The 19929-nt window shown below is 69.8% G+C and carries 20 protein-coding genes; 11 read left to right on the top strand and 9 right to left on the bottom strand.

The features are described from left to right. Positions 1-5: 5 nt before the first annotated feature. Positions 6-1454 (top strand): Asp-tRNA(Asn)/Glu-tRNA(Gln) amidotransferase subunit GatB, encoded by a 1449-nt coding sequence (gene gatB, locus EOINJALH_RS13740; RefSeq protein WP_088280924.1) that lies wholly within the window; start codon positions 6-8, stop codon positions 1452-1454. On the opposite strand, the gene EOINJALH_RS13735 is transcribed toward gatB, so the two are convergent. Further along, on the bottom strand, positions 1423-2160 hold the full coding sequence (locus tag EOINJALH_RS13735; RefSeq protein ID WP_144290030.1) for a DUF4124 domain-containing protein: 738 nt from the start codon (positions 2158-2160) through the stop codon (positions 1423-1425). The two genes, gatB and EOINJALH_RS13735, sit on opposite strands and share 32 nt — an antisense overlap. After that, positions 2161-2841 carry an orotate phosphoribosyltransferase gene (gene pyrE / locus EOINJALH_RS13730; RefSeq protein WP_088280923.1) on the bottom strand — a complete coding sequence of 227 codons (681 nt, stop codon included), beginning with the start codon at positions 2839-2841 and terminating at the stop codon, positions 2161-2163. A gap of 9 nt (positions 2842-2850) precedes the next feature. Between pyrE and EOINJALH_RS13725 the strand changes: the two genes are divergently transcribed. Beyond that, the gene (locus EOINJALH_RS13725) at positions 2851-3639 is read left to right on the top strand and encodes an exodeoxyribonuclease III (RefSeq protein WP_088280922.1); all 789 of its coding nucleotides are present in this window, start codon (positions 2851-2853) and stop codon (positions 3637-3639) included. A gap of 24 nt (positions 3640-3663) precedes the next feature. Here EOINJALH_RS13725 and EOINJALH_RS13720 read toward each other — a convergent pair whose 3' ends face one another. Next, positions 3664-4758 carry a serine hydrolase gene (locus EOINJALH_RS13720; protein ID WP_158219763.1) on the bottom strand — a complete coding sequence of 365 codons (1095 nt, stop codon included), beginning with the start codon at positions 4756-4758 and terminating at the stop codon, positions 3664-3666. A gap of 63 nt (positions 4759-4821) precedes the next feature. On the opposite strand from EOINJALH_RS13720, the gene pncB reads away from it, so the two are divergent. Next, positions 4822-6018, top strand: coding sequence for a nicotinate phosphoribosyltransferase (pncB, locus tag EOINJALH_RS13715; protein WP_088280921.1), 1197 nt, complete (start codon positions 4822-4824; stop codon positions 6016-6018). Then, a complete protein-coding gene (locus EOINJALH_RS13710; RefSeq protein WP_088280920.1) occupies positions 6015-7034 on the top strand; it encodes an aldo/keto reductase in 1020 nt (339 codons plus the stop codon). Before pncB ends, EOINJALH_RS13710 begins: the two co-directional genes overlap by 4 nt. On the opposite strand, the gene EOINJALH_RS13705 is transcribed toward EOINJALH_RS13710, so the two are convergent. Both EOINJALH_RS13705 and EOINJALH_RS13700 read right to left on the bottom strand, forming a co-directional pair. Continuing rightward, the gene (locus EOINJALH_RS13705) at positions 7004-7822 is read right to left on the bottom strand and encodes a PEP-CTERM sorting domain-containing protein (RefSeq protein WP_088280919.1); all 819 of its coding nucleotides are present in this window, start codon (positions 7820-7822) and stop codon (positions 7004-7006) included. The genes EOINJALH_RS13710 and EOINJALH_RS13705 overlap by 31 nt on opposite strands. Positions 7823-7924: 102 nt before the next feature. Further along, positions 7925-8647, bottom strand: a complete 723-nt coding sequence (locus EOINJALH_RS13700; RefSeq protein WP_158219762.1) for a PEP-CTERM sorting domain-containing protein — start codon at positions 8645-8647, stop codon at positions 7925-7927. 441 nt (positions 8648-9088) lie between these two features. On the opposite strand from EOINJALH_RS13700, the gene EOINJALH_RS13695 reads away from it, so the two are divergent. Continuing rightward, positions 9089-10165, top strand: coding sequence for an ornithine cyclodeaminase (locus tag EOINJALH_RS13695; RefSeq protein WP_088280917.1), 1077 nt, complete (start codon positions 9089-9091; stop codon positions 10163-10165). Between the two features lie 16 nt (positions 10166-10181). On the opposite strand, the gene EOINJALH_RS13690 is transcribed toward EOINJALH_RS13695, so the two are convergent. From EOINJALH_RS13690 to EOINJALH_RS13680, 3 genes are read right to left on the bottom strand one after another with little or no spacing between them, the layout of a single operon-like run. Then, on the bottom strand, positions 10182-10733 hold the full coding sequence (locus EOINJALH_RS13690) for an adenine phosphoribosyltransferase (protein WP_088280942.1): 552 nt from the start codon (positions 10731-10733) through the stop codon (positions 10182-10184). Positions 10734-10750: 17 nt separating this feature from the next. After that, complete coding sequence (locus EOINJALH_RS13685; protein ID WP_088280916.1) at positions 10751-11401, bottom strand: histidine phosphatase family protein; 651 nt, start codon at positions 11399-11401, stop codon at positions 10751-10753. A gap of 7 nt (positions 11402-11408) precedes the next feature. Continuing rightward, positions 11409-13406 (bottom strand): cation:proton antiporter, encoded by a 1998-nt coding sequence (locus tag EOINJALH_RS13680; RefSeq protein WP_088280915.1) that lies wholly within the window; start codon positions 13404-13406, stop codon positions 11409-11411. Between the two features lie 110 nt (positions 13407-13516). On the opposite strand from EOINJALH_RS13680, the gene EOINJALH_RS13675 reads away from it, so the two are divergent. From EOINJALH_RS13675 to EOINJALH_RS13660, 4 genes are all read left to right on the top strand, one after another. Next, a complete protein-coding gene (locus EOINJALH_RS13675; protein WP_088280914.1) occupies positions 13517-14500 on the top strand; it encodes an SIS domain-containing protein in 984 nt (327 codons plus the stop codon). A 69-nt stretch (positions 14501-14569) separates the two neighbouring features. Further along, positions 14570-15094 carry an HAD family hydrolase gene (locus tag EOINJALH_RS13670; protein WP_088280941.1) on the top strand — a complete coding sequence of 175 codons (525 nt, stop codon included), beginning with the start codon at positions 14570-14572 and terminating at the stop codon, positions 15092-15094. A gap of 29 nt (positions 15095-15123) precedes the next feature. Further along, the gene (gene lptC / locus EOINJALH_RS13665; RefSeq protein WP_199873373.1) at positions 15124-15927 is read left to right on the top strand and encodes an LPS export ABC transporter periplasmic protein LptC; all 804 of its coding nucleotides are present in this window, start codon (positions 15124-15126) and stop codon (positions 15925-15927) included. After that, entirely contained in the window at positions 15924-16703 is a 780-nt protein-coding gene (locus EOINJALH_RS13660; protein WP_088280913.1) for an SDR family oxidoreductase, read from the top strand. Before lptC ends, EOINJALH_RS13660 begins: the two co-directional genes overlap by 4 nt. Before the next feature lie 204 nt (positions 16704-16907). Here EOINJALH_RS13660 and EOINJALH_RS13655 read toward each other — a convergent pair whose 3' ends face one another. After that, the gene (locus EOINJALH_RS13655) at positions 16908-17270 is read right to left on the bottom strand and encodes an RNA-binding protein (RefSeq protein WP_088280912.1); all 363 of its coding nucleotides are present in this window, start codon (positions 17268-17270) and stop codon (positions 16908-16910) included. 265 nt (positions 17271-17535) lie between these two features. Between EOINJALH_RS13655 and EOINJALH_RS13650 the strand changes: the two genes are divergently transcribed. Together EOINJALH_RS13650 and EOINJALH_RS13645 are read left to right on the top strand one after the other, a co-directional pair. Beyond that, on the top strand, positions 17536-18177 hold the full coding sequence (locus EOINJALH_RS13650) for a MarC family protein (protein WP_088280911.1): 642 nt from the start codon (positions 17536-17538) through the stop codon (positions 18175-18177). A gap of 4 nt (positions 18178-18181) precedes the next feature. Then, positions 18182-19849 (top strand): GMC family oxidoreductase, encoded by a 1668-nt coding sequence (locus EOINJALH_RS13645; RefSeq protein ID WP_088280910.1) that lies wholly within the window; start codon positions 18182-18184, stop codon positions 19847-19849. The last annotated feature ends 80 nt before the right edge of the window (positions 19850-19929 follow it).

Below are 19929 nucleotides of genomic sequence, written 5' to 3'. Positions count from 1 at the left end.
ACACCATGAGCAGCCCAGCCCTCATCCGTGGCCACGAGGTCGTCATCGGCCTCGAAACCCACGCCCAGCTGTCCACGCAAAGCAAGATCTTCTCCGGTGCCTCCACCGCCTTCGGCGCAGCGCCCAACACGCAGGCCTGCGCGGTGGACCTGGCGCTGCCCGGCACGCTGCCGGTGATGAACCGCGCCGCCGTCGACCGGGCCATCCGCCTGGGCCTGGCGGTGGGCGCCAGGATCGCGCCGCAGTCGATCTTCGCGCGCAAGAACTATTTCTACCCCGACCTGCCCAAGGGCTACCAGATCAGCCAGTACGAGATCCCGGTGGTGCAGGGCGGCAGCGTCTCGTTCGTGCTGGCCGGCGAGCGCAAGACCGTGCGCCTGACGCGGGCGCACCTCGAAGAGGATGCCGGCAAGAGCCTGCACGAGGACTACCACGGCCAGACCGGCATCGACCTCAACCGTGCCGGCACGCCGTTGCTCGAGATCGTCACCGAGCCCGACATGCGTTCGGCGGCCGAGGCGGTGGAGTACGCCAAGGCCCTGCACGCGCTGGTGATGTGGCTGGGCATCTGCGACGGCAACATGCAGGAAGGCAGCTTCCGCTGCGACGCCAACGTGTCGGTGCGCCGGCCCGGCGCGCCCTTCGGCACGCGGCGCGAGATCAAGAACCTCAACTCCTTCCGCTTCATGCAGCAGGCGATCGAGTTCGAGGTGAACTGGCAGATCGACCGCCTCGAAGACGGCCTGGCCATCGAGCAGGCCACCGTGCTGTTCGACCCCGACACCGGCGAGACGCGGGCCATGCGCAGCAAGGAAGACGCGCACGATTACCGTTACTTTCCAGACCCAGACCTGCCTCCGCTGGTGATCGGCCCCGAATGGGTGGAGGCCGTGCGCGCCACCCTGCCCGAGCTGCCGGCGGCGATGGCCACGCGCTTCGTGCAGCACGACGGCCTGCCCGCCGACGACGCGGCGATGATGACGCAGAGCCTGGCCTTCGCCCGCTTCTACGAGGCGGCGCGCGAGGCGTGCGGCCAGCCCAAGCTGGTGGCCAACTGGCTGATGGGCGAGGTCTCGCGCCGGCTCAATGCCGAGGGCCGCTCGATCGAGGCCAGCCCGGTGTCGGCGGCCACGCTGGCCGCGCTGATCGGCCGCATCGTCGACAACACCGTCTCCAACAACGCCGCGCGCCAGGTGTTCGACGCCCTGTGGGCCGGCGACGGCACCGACGTGGATGCGGTCATCGAGGCCCGCGGCCTGCGCCAGATGAACGACACCGGCGCGCTCGACAAGATCGTCGACGAGGTGCTGGCGGCGAACCCGAAGTCGGTGGAAGAGTACCGCGCCGGCAAGGACAAGGCCTTCAATGCACTGGTCGGCCAGGTCATGAAGGCCAGCCGCGGCAAGGCCAACCCGGCGCAGGTCAACGAGGTGCTGAAGCGGCGGCTGGCTTGAGCGCCGTGCTGGCGGTGGCCGGGCCGATGGTGCCCGGCTGCGCGCCGGCCCACAGGCGGCGCAGGCGCTCGAGTTCGGCGTCGTAGAGCCGGTTGATGCGCGCCAGTTCCTGCGTCTGGTTCTGGGCCAACGACTTCTGCGCGTCCACCGCGGCGTCGTTCGCGTCGATCTGCTGCTTCAGCCGCAGCGGCAGCGTGCGGCCCTTGTAGAACTCGGCTTCGAGTTCCAGCGGTTGGCGCTCGGCGGTCAGCTCGGCCTGGCGCACCTCGGTGGTCTTGATCGCCGCCCGCACCGTGTCCAGTGCCGACTCGCGGGCCTTGCGGTGGTCGGCCTCGTTGCCGAAGCGGGCCAGCAGGTTGCGGTCGCGGCGCACCGCATCGGCCTGCGCGGCCTTCTGGACGGCCGCCTGCCGTTCGGCGGCTTCCTTCTCGGCGCGCTCGTCGGCAGTCAGCGGAGGCGGCTTCACGGCGCGCAGCGACCCATCCTTGTTCAGCACGCGCTGCTCGCGCGCGTTGCAGTCGGGGATGGGCCGGTCGGACGTGAGCCGGCGGCCTTGGGCGTCGACGCAGGTGTAGATACCCTGGGTGGTGTCCGGCGGTGCCGCAAGGCTGGACCCACCGGCCACCGTCAGCCCGGCGCCCAGGCCGAACACCAGCCTGCAGGCCAGGCCGAGGCGGTTGACGGTGGAGCGGGCACTCTCGGGCATTCAGACTCCGTAGCGGTCCCGGTAGGCTGACACGGCGGGGCGGTGCTCGGCCAGCGAAGGATCGCTCTGCGACGAAAGAAACTGCAACAAGTCGCGCAGGGTGGCGATGGCCACGACCTCCAGTTGAAGCTGGTCGCGCACGTACTGAACGGCCGACCAGGGCTTCTCCTGCCCACCTTCGGCCGCCTTCTCCTGCCGGTCGAGGGCGATGGCGACGCCACAGGGCGTGGCGCCGGCGTCCCGGATCATGGCAATCGATTCGCGCACGGAGGTGCCTGCAGACATCACATCATCGACGATGAGAACGCGCCCGGCCACCGGTGCGCCGACCAGCGAACCGCCCTCGCCGTGATCTTTCGCCTCTTTGCGGTTGTAGGCGAACGGCACGTTGCGGCCCAGCCGGGCCAGCTCGATGGCCACCGCGGCGGCCAGCGTGATGCCCTTGTAGGCGGGGCCGAAGAGCATGTCGAAGGGCAGGCCCGAATCGATCAGGCGGCGTGCATAGAATCCGGCCAGTCGGCCCAGCTTGGCGCCGTCGTCGAACAGGCCGGCGTTGAAGAAGTAGGGCGACAGCCGCCCGGCCTTGGTCTTGAATTCTCCGAAGCGCAGCACGCCGGACTCGACCGAGAAGCGGACGAAATCCTGCGCCAGCGCGTCGGAGCGGTCGCTTTCGGCATTCATGGGGTCACCTTGGCTTTCAGGCTCGTCACACTCAACTTGAACGGCATCCGCTCGGCGGCCAGCAAGGGCTTCGTCGAATGGGCGGACAAGGTGGGCGCCGATTGTATGGGGGTGCAGGAGATCAAGGCCCAGGCGGCCGACGTGGCCGGCCGCTTCGACACCGTGGCCGGCATGGGCGGGCATTTCCACTTCGCCGACAAGAAGGGCTACTCGGGCGTGGGCCTGTACACCCGCAAGACGCCCAGCGACGTGATCGTCGGCCTGGGCGACGCCGATTTCGACGCCGAGGGCCGCTATGTCGAGGCGCGCTTCGACAACGCCCGGCGCAAGCTCAGCATCATCAGCTGCTACTTTCCCAGCGGGTCGTCCAGTGAGGACCGCCAGCAGGCCAAGTTCGTCTTCCTCGACACGATCTACCCGCGCCTGCTGCGCCTGAAGGAAGAGCGCGAGTTCATCCTGGTGGGCGACGTCAACATCGCGCACAAGGAGATCGACCTCAAGAACTGGAAGAGCAACCAGAAGAACTCGGGCTTCCTGCCCGAGGAACGCAACTGGATGACCCGCCTGCTCGACGAGGCCGGCCTGGTGGACGTGTTCCGCAGGCTCAACCCCCACGCCGAGCAATACACCTGGTGGAGCAACCGGGGCCAGGCCTGGGCCAAGAACGTGGGCTGGCGGCTCGACTACCACCTGGCCACGCCGGCGCTGGCGGCCCAGGCCAAGGCCGAACACATCTACCTGGCGCAGCGCTTCAGCGACCATGCACCGCTGACGATCGACTACGACTTCACCCTGTGATGGCCGGACGCGCCGCCGCGGCCGTCAGCCCCGCACCGCGTCGACCACCGCGCGGAACAGCGCATTCGACGCGCGGCCGCTGGCCGGCTGGTTGTAGCGGCCGGCGGTGATGGCCACCACCAGGTCCAGCGACGGCACCACGAACAGGCGCTGACCCCCGTTGCCGAAGCCGGCGATCCAGTCGATGCCCGACCCGGAGCCGTGCTGGAAGCGTCCGTGCCACCACTGGCGGCCGTAGAAGAAGCCGTCGGCGGCGGGCATGCGCGGTATCAGCGCATCGGCCACCCAGTCGGCCGGCACCAGCGGCTGGCCCTTCCAGCGTCCGCCGTCGAGCATCAGGCGGCCGACGCTGGCCAGGGCGCGAGGGGTCAGGCGCAGGCCCGAGAAGGCCAGGTGCTTGTCGCGCCAGCCGGTGCGCCAGGTGACGTTGCCGATGCCCATCGGTTCGAACATGGTCTGCTGGGCCAGGGCCAGCAGGGTCTGGCCGGTCACCCGCTCGACGATCTCGCCCAGCAGCGCCGTGGCGCCGCCACAGTAGGTCCAGGTGCTGCCGGGCGGGTGGGCCAGCGGCAGGTCCAGCAGGTGGCGGTCGCGGTTCAGCGCCAGCGCCATGCGGGTCTCGCTGTTGGCCAGTTGGCCATAGGGCACGTTCCACTCGTCCCATGCCCACCCGGTGGTCATGTCCAGAAGGTGCGCCAGCGTGATGGCGCGGCGCTCGGGCGTGGCCAGGTCGGCGTGCTCGGGGAAGAAGTCGAACACCGGCTTGTCCAGCCCGCCGAGCAGGCCGCGGCCGTGCGCGATGCCCGCCAGCAGGCCCGTGATGCTCTTGCTGATTGAGCGCAGATCGTGCGGTGTGTCGGGCCCGAAACTCACCTCGCGTTCGAACCAGGCGCCACCGGGCCTGTCGCGACCGGTGAAGTAGGCCTCGGCCAGCGTGCGGCCGGCGCGTTCCACCACCACACCATGGGTGTTGCTGCCGTCGCTGCCGGCCGCGGCGAGCAGGCGGCACAGGGCGTCGTGGCCGCAGCCATCCTGCCCCGCCGAGGGCGCCGACACGGCCCATGCCGCCACGCCTGCGGCCAGGCATGTGCGGCGCCGAAGCCCCGGGGTACTGCGCATGGTGGGCGATCCTATACTGGGCCATCGGTCCCTCGGGCAGCCCTCGTTCTCGACATCGCCACCATGCAACCCGTGCTGCACAGCCTGCTGGAGACTGACCTCTACAAGTTCACGATGTGGCAGGCCATGCTGCATCGGCACCCGCAGACGCAGGCAGAGTACGTCTTCATCTGCCGCAACGCGCGCGACTACCCGCTGACGCACCTGATCGCCGAGGTCAACGAGCAACTCGACCACCTCTGCAGCCTGCGCTTCACGCACGACGAACTGGCCTATCTGGGCGGCCTTCGCTTCATCAAGAGCGACTTCGTCGACTTCCTGCGCATCTTCCAGTTCCAGCGCGATTTCATCACCGTGCGCGACAACGCCGGCACGCTCGAGATCGTCGCCCGCGGACCGCAGGTGCACGTGATGGCCTTCGAGATCCACGTGCTGGCCATCGTCAACGAGCTGTACTTCCGCCGCTTCGACCAGGCCACGGCGCTGGCGGAAGGGCGCAGGCGCCTGGCCGCGAAGGTAGAGATGTTGCGCGAGTTCGGCCGCGGGCCGGCGCGCCGCCATCCCTTCGAGCTGTTTGACTTCGGCGTGCGCCGGCGCTTCTCGGCCGAATGGCACCGCGAGGTGGTGGCCACGCTGGCGCGCGAGGTGCCCGAGTACTTCAAGGGCACGTCGTGCGTGCTGCTGGCGCGCGACCTCAACCTGGTGCCCATCGGCACCATGGCGCACGAGTTCATGCAGACCTACCAGGCGCTGGGCGTGCGGCTGCGCGATTTCCAGAAGGCCGCGCTCGAGGCCTGGGTGCAGGAGTACCGCGGCGACCTGGGCGTGGCGCTCACCGACGTGGTGGGCATGGACGCCTTCCTGGCCGACTTCGACCTGTACTTCGCCAAGCTCTTCGATGGCCTGCGCCACGATTCGGGCGACCCTTTCGTGTGGGGCGAGAAGGCCCTGGCGCACTATGCCAAGCTGCGCATCGACGCCAACACCAAGCGCCTGGTGTTCAGCGACGGGCTCGACCTGCACAAGGCCTTCGCGCTGTACAACCACTTTGCCGACCGCACCCAGATGGGCTTCGGCATCGGCACCCACCTGACCAACGACGTCGGCCTGCACACGCTGCACATCGTGATGAAGCTCACTCAGTGTAACGGCCAGCCGGTGGCCAAGCTGTCCGACAGCCCGGGCAAGATCCTTTGCGACGACCAGACCTTCCTGGCCTACCTGCGCCAGGTGTTCAACGTGCCGACGCCGGCGCCATGACGATCCTCGGCACCGACGCCCGCCCGGTGGGCGCCAGCGGCCTGAAGGCCTCGCCGCTGTGGCTGGGCGCGATGATGTTCGGCGACCAGACCGACGAGGCCGAGTCGGCGCGCATCGTGGCCGCCACCCGCGAGGCCGGCCTCAACGCCATCGACACGGCCGACGCCTATGCCAACGGCGAGTCTGAGCGCATCGTCGGCCGCCTGATCGCCGCCGACCGCTCGCGCTGGGTGCTGGCCAGCAAGGTGGCCAACCCGATGGGCAGCGAGCCCAACGACCGCGGCCTGTCGCGCCGGTGGCTCGGCCACGCGCTGGACGCCAGCCTGCAGCGCCTGGGCACCGACTGGATCGACCTCTGGTACCTGCACCGCGACGACGAGACCACGCCGGTGGAAGAAACCGTGCAGGCGATCGGCCGCTTCATCGCCCAGGGCAAGATCCTGTACTGGGGCGTGTCCAACTTCCGCGCCTGGCGCGTGGCGCGCATCGTCGACTGCGCGCGGCGCCTGGGCGTGCCGCCGCCGATCGCCTGCCAGCCGCCCTACAACGCGATGACCCGCGGCATCGAGACCGAGTTGCTGCCGGCCTGCGCCCACTATGGCCTGGGCGCCATCTGCTACAGCCCGCTGGCCCGCGGCGTGCTGTCCGGCAAATACGCGCCCGATGCAGCGCCCGAGGCCGGCACGCGCGCTGCCCGCGCCGACAAGCGCCTGATGCAGACCGAATGGCGGCCCGAATCGCTGGCGCTGGCGCAGACGTTCAAGGCCCACGCGCAGTCGCGCGGCCTCACGCCGGGGCAACTGGCCACCGCGTGGGTGTTGAACAACCGGCTGGTCACGGGCGCCATCGGTGGCCCGCGCACGCTGGCGCAGTGGCAGGATTACCTCGGCGCACTGGCGGTCGATTTCACCGCCGAGGACGAACGCATCGTCAGCGCTCTGGTGCCTGCTGGCCACGCGTCGACCTACGCCTTCACCGACCCGATCTACCCGGTGACGGGGCGGCAGCCGCGCTGAATCGGCCGGCCGGTTGGTTGGCGCTCTCGGCGCCGCACGGCGGCCAGGCCCAGCAGGGCCATGCCGGCCAGCGCCATCGACGTCGGCTCGGGCGCGTGGAATCTGCGCATGGCGAAGTCGATCGGCTGCGTGCTCGCATCAACGGTCACGACCACCTGGATCGCTCCGAGATGGTCATTGTCGAAAATCGAAGGGTCGTACGGCTGTCCGAGGCGGTAATACGGGAGGAATGCCGCGGCATATCCGTCGGCGACATATCCACTGCCATCGAAGGTCGAGAAATCGACCTGCTCGATCCTGCCGTTGATGTCTTTCAACGTCAACGAGACCATCGGGTTTCCCAACTGGCCGCTGTTCGAGTAGAAGTAGGACCAGTATTGCATCCACGGCGAGCCCCCGATGTGTTGGTCCCCGTCGGGGCTTACAGAACCGAAGTTGCCGCTTTCGGTGTCGCCGTCCCAGGTGAGGATGAATCGGACGATGTCGCCAGCGGCAACATGGGCCGTGAACTCATAGTTCGGGCCGATGATCGGCGTGTGCGGGTTGTAGACGACCGAGGCCGTTGTGACGTGACTCGCCCCCGAGTTGTCGATCACGATGTCGCGATAGCACGCCGTGATGTACCAACACGAGGTTGTGCCATTGCCGACCGTCTGGCCGCCCACGGCACCGGCCTCGACGGAGACGTGCTGCAGCACGTTGAAATCGTCGATCACGATGTTGGCTTGGGCGGCCGACACGCCCAAAGCCGCGAAGGCTGCCAAGACGAGTTTGGTGAACCTGACCATGACTTTTCCTTTCGAGAGCTGGCCCTGACGCCGTCCAGAGCAATAGAACCTCAACCCGTGCGAGCGCCGTGCCACTGCGCCGCGTCAACGCCGGTCGATCGCTCAAGCGCTGCCGCGGTGCCTGCGGCGGCGCACGGCGGCCATTCCCAGCAATGCCAGACCGGTCAGCGCCATCGAGGATGGTTCGGGTGCCTTCAGTCGGCGCATCGCGAAGTCGACCGGCTGGGTGGTCGCATCGATGGTCACGACCGCCTGGATGGCGAGCGCTTTGCCGAGCGGCAATTCCCAGTTGTCGTAGTCGATGGTCGTCCAGGGAATGTGCAATGAAGGGGCCGCGTATCCGTCGGGACGATAGCCGCCGGCAGTGAAGTCCGAGAACTCAGCCGACAGCAGATTGCCGTCCATGTCCTTCATCGTCAGCGTGACCTTGGTGTGTCCCGTCTGGCCGCTGTTCGAATAGATGTAGGGCTGGAAGCTTGGGAAATACGTGACGGGGATGCCGCCTTCCACAGCGCCGAAGTTGCCGCTGACGGTGTCGCCATCCCAGGTGATGATGAAGGTCACCGAGTCGCCCGCAGCCACATGGGCCGTGAACTCGTAGTTGGGGCCGATGGTCGGCGTGGTCGCGTTGTACTGCACCGAGGCGGTGGTGGCGTGACCGGCCGCCGAGTTGTCGATCACGATGTCGCGGTAGCAGCCGACCATGTACCAGCACGAGGTCGTGCCATCGCCGACTGTGTTGCCGCCGATGGCACCGGCACCGACCGTGACCGACTGCAGCACGTTGAACTGTTCGATGACGAAGGTGGCGTGGGCGGCCGACACCGTCAATGCTGCGACGGCTGCCGCGGCGAGCTTTGAGAACCTGACCATGATGCGTCCCTTCGAGAGCTGGCTCGGGCGGAACCCTGAGCACTTTGACCTTAGTCCTTGCGAATGCAAGGCCCACTGAGCCGCGTCAACGCCAGGTCGATGTGTGGCGTGAAGCCGGGTTGCGGTCGGCCCGAGACCCTGTGCCCTCGCCGGTGAGGAGGAGGTCGGCTGTCGGCCTCGAACGTCGGCGACGCGTCGACGTGGGACGCCACCGGCCCCAATCGACTTGACTCCCCGCCGCGCCGACAAACCTCGTGTTCGTGCAAAGCGGCAACGCAGGCTGCCATTGCGACAGCCAATGCAGCACTGTGCGGCAACCTGCTGGCTTCGTTCTGCCGTGAGCCCTGGGGACACTGGGCTCCATCGCCGCCACGCAGTTGATTCGGAGACCCCTTGCCCACCGCCCAAGACCTGTCTACCCTGTACCTGAGCGCGGCCGACGTCGCCCGCCTCGTCGACCGCCTCGGCCTGCCGGCCTGCCTGCACGGTGTCGCGCAACGCCTGGAGCACGACTTCGGCCGCTGGACCGATTTCGACAAGACGGCCCGCGTGGCGAGCCACTCGCCCGACGGCGTGATCGAACTGATGCCGGTGTCGGACGAGTCGCTCTACGCCTTCAAGTACGTCAACGGCCACCCGAAGAACACGCAGTCGGGCCTGGCCACCGTGATGGCCTTCGGCGTGCTGGCCGACGTGGCCACCGGCGCGCCGCGGCTGCTGGCCTCGCTGACGCTGGCCACCGCCATCCGCACCGCGGCGATGTCGGCGCTGGCCGCCCGCGTGCTGGCGCGCCCGGGCAGCCGCACGATGGCGCTGATCGGCAACGGCGCGCAGAGCGAGTTCCAGGCCCTGGCCTTCCGCGAGTTGCTGGGCATCGACACGCTGCGCGTCTTCGACACCGATCCGCGCGCCACCGCCAAGCTGTTGCGCAACCTGCATGGCCAGGGCCTGCGCCTCGTGGTCTGCGGCAGCACGGCCGAGGCCGTGCGCGGCGCCGACATCGTCACCACCGTCACCGCCGACAAGGCGCTGGTCACCATCGTCACGGCCGACATGGTCGAGCCCGGCATGCACCTCAACGCCGTCGGCGGCGATTGCCCGGGCAAGACCGAGTTGTCTGCCGACGTGCTGCAGGCCGCCTCGGTGTTCGTCGAGTACGAGCCGCAGACCCGCATCGAGGGCGACATCCAGCAGATGCCGACCGATTTTGCGGTGACCGAGTTCTGGCAGGTGCTGGCCGGCCGGCGGCCCGGGCGCACCAGCGACACGCAGGTGACGGTGTTCGACTCGGTCGGCTTCGCGCTTGAGGACCACTCGGCGCTGTGCTTCCTGGAAGAGGCCGCGCGACACCTGGGCCTCGGCGATCGGCTCTCGCTGGTGCCCGATGCGGCCGACCCGAAGGACCTGTTCGGCTCGCTGGCGCGGCCGGCGGCCACCCATGCCGTCCGGCCCGAGGCGCTCGCGGCCTGACGTCCCAGGCCAGGGCTCAGTGCCCCTCGAAATCCACCAGCGTGAACAGCGGCAGCCCCGACTCGCGCAGCCGGGCCGAGCCGCCCAGCTCGGGCAGGTCGACGATGGCCGCGCCCTCGATCACGGTGGCGCCCAGCTTCTCGAGCAGGCGCTTGCCCGCCATCATCGTGCCGCCGGTGGCGATGAGGTCGTCAATCAGCACCACGCGGTCGCCGGCCTTCACCGCGTCGGTGTGCATCTCCACCGTGGCCGAACCGTACTCGAGCTCGTAGCTTTCCTCCACCGTGGTGTAGGGCAGCTTGCCCTTCTTGCGGATGGGCACGAAGCCGACGTTGAGCTCGTAGGCCACCACCGCGCCGATGATGAAGCCGCGCGCGTCCAGGCCCGCGATGCAGTCGGGCCGCACGTCGAAGTAGCGGTGCACGAACTCGTCGATCAGCACGCGGAACACACGCGGGTTGGACAGCAGTGGCGTGATGTCGCGGAACTGCACGCCCGGCGCCGGCCAGTCGGGCACGGTGCGGATGTGGCGCTTGATGTAGTCGGCGTGCAGCGCGTGCGCCGGCATCTCGATGGGGTGGTCGCTCATTTTGCAGTTTGGGTGTCGGTGGCCACTCGGCCGAGGGTGATGACGCGTGGGCGGCCGTCGACGTCGCGTTCGCCGCGCAGCAGCACGGCCTCGCCCAGGCCCAGCGATTCGCCGCTGAGCGCGGCGATGTTGACCATGTGCGTCACCCACACCGCCACCTCGCCGGCGGGCTGCGCCACCAGCGCCTGGCGAAGCTCGGCCGACTGGGCCGGCTCGCGCTCGCGGGCGTCGAAGAACGAGTCGAGCGCCTGCCAAGGCGTGGCTTGGCCGAAGGCCAGCGTGGCGGTGTCCAGGCAGCGGCACCAGCGGCTGGACCGCACCTGCGTGGGCACCAGGCCCTGGGCGGCCAGCGCCGGGCCGATGCGCTGCGACTGCGCGCGCCCGTCGGCGCTGAGCTGGCGCTGGCTGCGGCAGTCGGCCAGCGAATAGCCGGGTGGATCGCCGACGCCCGGCTCGGTGCGGGCGTGGCGCAGCATCACCACCACGCCGTGGCGCGACAGGTCGACGCCCAGGCGTTTCAGTGCGGGGTGCGTGGGCCGCGTACCGGTGGGCGCCGCGCGTGGCACGCACCATGGGCCGGCCGCGGCGGTGGCGGCCAGGGCCACCAGCCAGCAGCGGCGGACCCGTGTGGTGGTGTCGATCGTCATGTCGTCGTCATCCCCTCAGCAGCTTGGCCTCGGCCAGCGACAACGCCTCGGGCAGGCCCGACAGCACCAGCGTGTCGCCACCGGACAGGATCAGCGAATCGTTGGCTTCGACCACACGCCCGCCGGCCTGACGCACCGACACCACCTGCACGCCGATGGCGTGCAGCGCCTGGTCGATCAGTGGCCGTCCGATGCAGGCCGCGGCCGTGGGCAGCGACACGCTGGCCAGCCGCGCATGCTGCAGTTCCTCGACCGTGTCGTCGTCGGCGCCGTGGAAGTAGCCACGCAGCAGGCTGTAGCGGGCATCGCGCGCATCGCGGGTGATGCGCACCACGCGGCGCATCGGCACGCCCACCAGCACCAGGGCCTGGGCGGCCAGCATCAGCGAGCCCTCGATGGCCTCGGGCACCACCTCGGTGGCACCGGCGTCGCGCAGCCTCTCGAGGTCGCTGTCGTCGATGGTGCGCACGATCACCGGCACGGCCGGCGCGTGCTCGCGCACCAGGTGCAGGATCTTCAGGGCCGACGGCGTGTCGGGGTAGCTCACCACCACGGCGCTGGCGCGCGCCAGGCCGGCGGCCATCAGGCTGGGCAGCCGCGCCGCGTCGCCGAAGACCACGCTCTGGCCGGCCGCGGCGGCGCGGCGAACACGATCGGGGTCCAGGTCGAGCGCCATGTAGGGGATGCCTTCCTGCGACAGCAGCCGGGCCAGGTTCTGGCCGCTTCGGCCGTAGCCGGCGATGATGACGTGCGCTTCGGTCTTGATCGACTTCTTGGCGATGGTGGTCAGCTGCAGCGATTGCAGCATCCACTCGCTCGACGACAGCCGCATCACGACCTGGCTGCTGGCCATCACGATGAAGGGCGTGGCCAGCATCGACAACACCATGCTGGCCAGCACCGGGCTCATCCACTGCTGCGCCACCAGGCCTTGCTCGGCGCCCAGCGTCAACAGCACGAAGCCGAACTCGCCGGCCTGCGCCAGGTACAGACCGGTGCGGATGGCCACGCCCGGCGTGGCATGGAACAGCCGCGCCAGCAGGGCCACCAGCACCGCCTTGGCCAGCACCGGGCCGCAGGTCAGCAACAGCACCAGACCCCACTGGTCGATCACCGGCCGCCAGTCGAGCTTCATGCCGATGGTGATGAAGAACAGGCCCAGCAGCACGTCGTGGAAAGGTCGGATGTCGGTCTCGACCTGGTGCTTGAACTCGGTCTCGGCGATCAACATGCCGGCGACGAAGGCGCCCAGGGCCAGCGACAGCCCGGCGTGCTCGGTCAGCCAGGCCAGGCCCAGCGTGACGAGCAGCAGGTTCAGCACGAACAACTCCTCGCTCTTGCGCCGCGCCACCAGCGTGAGCCACCAGCGCATCACGCGCTGGCCGCCCACCAGCAGCACGGTCAGCAGCACCACCGCCTTCAGCAGGGCGAAGGCCAGCGTGCGCGCCATGGTCTCGCCGCTGTCGCCCAGCGCCGGGATCAGCACCAGCAGCGGCACCACGGCCAGATCCTGGAACAGCAGGACGCCCATCACGCGCTTGCCGTGCTCGGACTCCAGTTCCAGCCGCTCGGCCATCAGCTTGACGACGATGGCGGTGGACGACATGGCCATGGCCGCGCCCAGCGTGATCGCGCCCTGCCAGTTGAGCTGCCACTGCACGCCCACCCAGGCAAAGGCCATGGCCAGCAGCACGTTGCCCATGGCGGCGCCCAGCGTGGTCAGCACCACCTGCGACATGCCCAGACCGAAGACCAGCGTGCGCATACTGCGCAGCTTGGGCAGGTTGAACTCCAGCCCGATGACGAACATCAGGAACACGACGCCGAACTCGGCCAGGTACTTGACGCCCGCCGAGTCGCGGGCCAGCGCCAGCGCGTTCGGGCCGATGAGCACGCCGACGACCAGGTAGCCCAGCATCGGCGGCAGCTTCAACATGCGGCAGGCCACGACGCCCAGCACGGCGGCGATGAGGTACAGCAGCGCGAGTTCGAGGGTGGTGGCCATGCGTGCGGCGGGGTCAGGTGGCGGCAGAACAGGCGAAGGGCCCGCACCTAGAATGAGTGATCGTAAGCGACCCTCGGCAGCGAGCCTGGGTCGCACATCAAGCATCCCTCATGCCCAGACCTTTCGATCCGCAACGCGCGCTGCGCCTGGCCGCAGAGACCTTCGAGATCGAGGCCCGGGCGCTGCTGGGTCTGGCCGCCAGGCAGGGCGAGGGCTTTCCCCGCGCGGTGTCGGCCATGCTGGCCTGCCGCGGCCGCGTGGTCGTGATGGGCATGGGCAAGAGCGGCCACGTCGGCCGCAAGATCGCCGCCACGCTGGCCTCCACCGGCACGCCGGCGTTCTTCGTGCACCCGGCCGAGGCCAGCCACGGCGACCTGGGCATGGTCACCGCCGCCGACGTGGTGCTGGCCATCTCCAACAGCGGCGAAAGCGACGAGCTCGCGGCCATCCTGCCGCCGATGCGGCGCCTGGGCGTCACCCTGGTGGCCATGACCGGCCGCGCCGATTCCACGCTGGCCGCGCATGCCGACATGGTGCTGTCGTCGGCCGTCGACCAGGAGGCCTGCCCGCTCAACCTGGCGCCCACCGCCAGCACCACCGCGCAGATGGCGCTGGGCGATGCGCTGGCCGTGGCGCTGCTCGATGCGCGTGGCTTCCGCGAAGAGGATTTCGCCCGGTCGCACCCCGGTGGCTCGCTGGGCCGCAAGCTGCTGGTGCACGTGGGCGACCTGATGGTGTCCGGCGACGCGCTGCCCTGCGTGGCGCCCGGCACCAGTTGCATCGACATGATGCGCGAGATGTCGGCCAAGGGCCTGGGCGCGGCCGTGGTCGTCGACGCCGAGCGCCGCGTGCTGGGCATCTTCACCGACGGCGACCTGCGCCGCCAGGTCGAGCGCGGCGCCGACCTGCGCGCGCTCATCGCCGGCGATGTGATGCACGCCGGCCCGCGCACCATCCGCGACGACGCGCTGGCGGTGGCCGCGGCCGAGTTGATGGAGGCGCACCGCATCACCTCGGTGCTGGTGGTCGACGCGCAGCAAGTGCTGGTGGGCATGCTCACCATCGGCCACCTGCTGCGCGCCAAGGTGGTCTGAGTGCCCGACACCCCGGCGCTGAGCTTTCCGCCCGAACTGTTGCTGCGCGCACAGGGTCGCGGCCTGGGCATGAAGCTGGCGCTGTTCGACGTCGACGGCGTGCTCACCGACGGGCGGCTGTTCATCGGCGAGCAGGGCGAGGTGTTCAAGGCCTTCCACGCGCTCGACGGGCATGGCCTGAAGCTGCTGGCGCGCGCCGGCATCGAACCGGTGATCATCACGGGGCGCGATTCCGCTGCCGTGCGGCGCCGCGTGGCCGACCTGGGCCTGGACCGGCAGGCCCACTTCGGCGTCGCCGACAAGCTCGCGCTGGCCGAGCAGGTGCTGGCCGCTGCGGGCGTCGACTGGGCCGACGTGGCCGCCATCGGCGACGACTGGCCCGACCTGCCGCTGCTCACCCGCGCCGGCTTCGCCTGCGCACCGCCCAATGCCCACGCCGAGGTGCGCGCCGTGGCCGACCACGTCACGGCCGCACCGGGCGGCGCCGGCGCCGCGCGCGAGTTCTGCGACTTGCTGTTGATGGCCTGCGGTCGTTATGCCGATCTGCTGGCCGCCGACGGCCTGCAGTCGGGCCGCACGCTCGATGCGCACTGACGCCCGATGGCACGCCTCAGCCGCGACGCATGACCGCCAGCGCCTCGCCACCGCCCGAACTGCACCTGCCCGACCTGCCCGAGGTGCCCGTCACGCTGGGCCCGGTCGTGCATGGCGGAGACTCCGCCCCGGTGCGGGTGCCCCTGGGTCTGCGGGTGCGCGATGCGGTGTCGACCTACCTGCCGCTGCTGCTGATGGCGCTGCTGGCCAGCGGCACCTGGTGGCTGGTCAAGCACACGCCCATGCTCGACGCGCCCGCCGCGGCCCGGGCGGTGCGCCACGACCCCGACTACACCATGAAGGGCTTCAACGTCGTTCGCTTCGCGCCCGATGGCCGCTTCGCGATGCGGCTCCAGGGCGACGAACTGCGCCACTACCCCGACACCGATCGGCTCGAAATCGACGGTGTGCGCATCGAGGCCGTCGCCCCGGACGGCCGCACCACCCGCGCCAGCGCACGTCGGGCGCTGGCCAACGGCGATGTCAGCGAGGTGCAGCTGATCGGCGGCGCCCGGGTGGTGGCCGATCTCGGTGGCGGCGACGCCCTCGAGATCGACGGCGAGTTCCTGCATGCCTTCTTGCGCTTCGAGCGCCTGCGCTCGCACCAGCCGGTGGAGGTGCGCCGCGGCGGCGGTGTCACGCGGGCGGGTGGGCTCGACTACGACCACCTGGCGCGTGAACTGCGCCTGGAGGGCCCGGTGCGCAGCCGACTGCCGCCGACGGCGGCGCGACCGCCGACATCGGCATCGGCCGCTGCCGGTGTCGACCCGGCGCCGGCTGCTCCCGCAACCCCCACACCCGCGGCAACACCCGCCTCGAAGGCTGCGCCATGAACCAGGCCCCTCTCGCCTTCATCACCGGGGCCTCCAGCGGCATCGGCCAGGCCCTGGCGCTGCGCTACCACCGTGCCGGCTGGCGGCTGGCACTGGTGGCGCGGCGAGGCCACGAGATCGAGCAGTGGGCGCGCGAGCAGGGGCTGGACGCCGAACGTGTGGTGGTGTTCTCGGCGGACGTGCGCGACACCGAGGCCATCACCGCCGCCGGTCGCGACTGTCTGCAGCGGCTGGGTGTGCCGGACGCGGTCATCGCCAATGCCGGCATCAGCGTGGGCGTGGACACCGCCGACGCGGCCGACCTCGAGGTCATCCGCGCCACCTACGAGACCAACAACATCGGCCTGGCGGCCACCTTCCAGCCCTTCGTCGCCCCGATGTGCCAGCGCCGCAGTGGCCGGCTCGTGGGCATCGCCAGCGTGGCCGGCATCCGCGGCCTGCCGGGGCACGGCGCCTACTGCGCCAGCAAGGCCGCGGTCATCAGCTACTGCGAAAGCCTGCGCGGCGAATGCCGTCCGCATGGCGTGGCGGTGGTGACCATCTCGCCCGGCTACATCGATACGCCGCTGACCCGTGGCAACCGCTACGGCATGCCCTTCCTGATGTCGGCCGACGACTTCGCGGACCGGGCCTTCCGCACCGTCGAGGCCGGCACCAGTTATCGGGTGATCCCATGGCAGATGGGCGTGGTGGCCAAGCTGCTGCGCGCATTGCCCAATCCCTTGTTCGATCGGCTGCTGGCCGGCCGCGCCCGCAAGCGACGCCGCAGCGAATGACCGGTGGACCCGCCGCGGGCCTTCGCGGCGGCAGGCGCTGACGCGCCGCCCGGCAGCGCGGCCCGGCGCACCATGACAAAGGGCGCCCGAGGGCGCCCTTGCATGGGTCTGGCCAGAATTCGAGCAGGGCGTGGCAATCGCTGCAGCCCGCCTGCCCGTCGGTCCGGCACCCTGACCGGCGCGTGCGCCGGTCATGCCATTCGATCAGTAGCCTTGGCTGCCGCCGCCGTAGCCGCCGCCGCCACCGCCGCGGGGACCGCGACCGGTGCCGTAGGGGCTGCGACCACCGCCGCCGCCGCCGAAGCCGCCCGGGCGCTCTTCACGCGGGCGAGCTTCGTTGACGACGATCGCGCGCCCTTCGAGGGGCTGACCGTTCATGCCATTCATGGCCGCTTGGGCCTCGGCCGACGACGACATCTCGACAAAGCCGAAACCCTTGGAACGACCGGTTTCGCGGTCCATCATCACCTTGGCAGAGGTGACGGCGCCGAATTGAGAGAACGCGGCCTGAAGGGATTCATCCCGCACCGAGTAGGCGAGGTTGCCGACGTAAAGCTTGTTTCCCATGAGGGGAAGCTCCTTGCTATGAAAAGAAAACCATGTGGAGCTTCTACCCAGCGTGAACCACTCAAGCTAAAGGCACCGTCTCCAGACACGGGCCGGGGGACCATGGCACCCCTCCTTGGCATTATGGGCGGAAATTTGCGAATGGGGCCACTGTGCAGCGGCAAGGACTAACCCGCACGTATGATGATGTTGTGACACGGGAACAACACAAGGCCCGCCGGAGCCCTGTGTCGCCTCGCTCCGCCGCGTGATCGACACGCCCCCCATGGACCTGCTCAAGCCCTTGATCGCCTTGCTGGCCATCGTCAACCCGGTGGGTGCGGTGCCGTTCTTCCTGGCCTTCACGCAGGGCCTCTCGCGTGAGCAGCGGCTGCGCACCTTGCGGGTGAGTTCGTTCTCGGCGTTCTGCGTCATCGCCATCAGCGGGGTCGCGGGCCCGCAGATCATTGCCTTCTTCGGCATCTCGATCGCGTCGTTCCAGGCCGGCGGCGGCATGCTGCTGCTGATGTCGTCGCTGCACATGCTCAATGCCAAGCCGGCCGAGAGCGGCAAGGACGATGTCGACGAAGGCCAGGCCAAGGCCGACGCCGGCGACAGCGTGGCGGTGGTGCCCTTGACCATCCCGCTGCTCACCGGCCCGGCCACCATCTCCACGATGGTGATCTATGCCGAGCGCACGCGCACCTTCATGGAGCACGCGGTGCTGGTGGGTTACGGCGTGGTCATCGGCCTGGCCACCTACGCCGCGTTCGCCGCCAGCGGCCGCATCGCCAAGGTGCTGGGCCGCACCGGCATCAACGTGATGACGCGGCTGATGGGGCTGATCCTCGCGGCCATGGCCGTCGAGCTGCTGGCCGACGGATTGACCAAGCTGTTCCCGGCCCTGGCCGGCGGCGCACACCGGTGACTTCATGGACGCCACCTTCGACATCGTCATCGTCGGCGCCGGCACGGCCGGTTGCCTGCTCGCCAACCGCCTGAGCGCCGACCCGGCCTGCCGCGTGCTGCTGCTCGAAGCGGGCGGCAGCGATGACTACGTGTGGGTCCACATCCCGGTGGGCTACCTCTACTGCATCGGCAACCCGCGCACCGACTGGCTGTACTTCACCGAGCCCGACCCGGGCCTGAACGGCCGCAAGCTGCGCTACCCGCGCGGCAAGGTGCTGGGTGGCTGCTCCAGCATCAACGGCATGATCTACATGCGCGGCCAGCGGCGCGATTACGACGGCTGGGCCGAGGCCTGCGGCGATGCACGGTGGCGCTGGGACGACTGCCTGCCCTTCTTCCGCCAGCACGAGGACCACTGGCGCGGCACCGCCGACGCGGCGCACGCCGCCGCGCACGGCGCCGGTGGTGAATGGCGCGTCGAGCGGCAGCGCCTGTCGTGGGAGGTGCTCGACGCCTTTGCGGCGGCCGCGCAGCAGGCCGGCATCCCGGCCACCGACGACTTCAACCGCGGCGACAACGAGGGCGTCGGCTACTTCGAGGTCAACCAGCGGCGCGGCGTGCGCTGGAATGCCACCAAGGCCTTCCTGCGCCCGGTGGAGCGGCGCCCCAACCTCACCGTGTGGACCGGCGCACAGGTGACCCGCGTGCTGGTCGAGCGCGGCCCGGCCGGCCCCCGCGTCGGCGGCGTCGAACTGCGCCGGCAGGGGCAGTTGGTGCGCGTCGAGGCCACCGCCGAGGTGGTGATGGCCGCGGGCGCCATCGGCACGCCGCAGATCCTGCAGTTGTCGGGCATCGGCCCGGCACCGCTGCTGCAGCAGCACGGCATCGCCGTGCAGCACGAGCTGCCCGGCGTCGGCGAGAACCTGCAGGACCACCTGCAGATCCGCGCGGTGTTCGAGGTCGAGGGCGTGAAGACGCTCAACACCCAGGCCAACTCGCTGTGGGGTAAGGCCGCCATCGGCCTGGAGTACCTGCTGAGGCGCAGCGGGCCGATGAGCATGTCGCCGTCGCAGCTGGGCTGCTTCACGCGCTCGTCGGCCGAGCACCGCTGGGCCAACGTCGAATACCACGTGCAGCCGCTGTCGCTCGACGCCTTCGGCGAGCCGCTGCACCGCTTCAACGCCTTCACCGCCAGCGTGTGCAATCTCAACCCGGGCTCGCGCGGCCATGTGCGCATCCGCTCGCCGCGGCCCGAGGACGCGCCGGCCATCATGGCCAACTACCTGTCCACCGATGACGACCGGCGTGTGGCCGCCGATTCCTTGCGGCTGACGCGACGCATCGCCGCGCAAGCCGCGCTGGCAAAGTACCGGCCGCGCGAGGTGAAGCCGGGTGTGCAGTTCCAGAGCGACGACGACCTGGCGCGCCTGGCCGGCGACATCGGCACGACCATCTTCCACCCGGTGGGCACCTGCCGCATGGGCCGTGCCGACGATCCGCTGGCGGTGGTCGACCCTGAGTTGCGGCTGCGCGGCGTGGCCGGCCTGCGCATCGCCGATGCCAGCATCATGCCCACCATCACCAGCGGCAACACCAATTCGCCGACCCTGATGATCGCCGAGCGCGCCGCCCAATGGATCTCCGGGTCGAGGCGTGGCGGGGGTGCCGAATTCCGGGTTAACCCGGGCTGACGGCGCGGGCGCCGGTGCCTACATTCCGCGCACTCGACGCGATTGGTGTGGCTTTGGTCACATCCGAAAGCGTCCGGGGG

Source organism: Ideonella sp. A 288 (assembly GCF_002198735.1).
Taxonomy (GTDB): Bacteria; Pseudomonadota; Gammaproteobacteria; order Burkholderiales; family Burkholderiaceae_C; genus Pseudaquabacterium.
The sequence above is the reverse complement of the archived record's forward strand: the minus strand, read 5'-3'. Positions and strand labels throughout refer to the sequence as shown.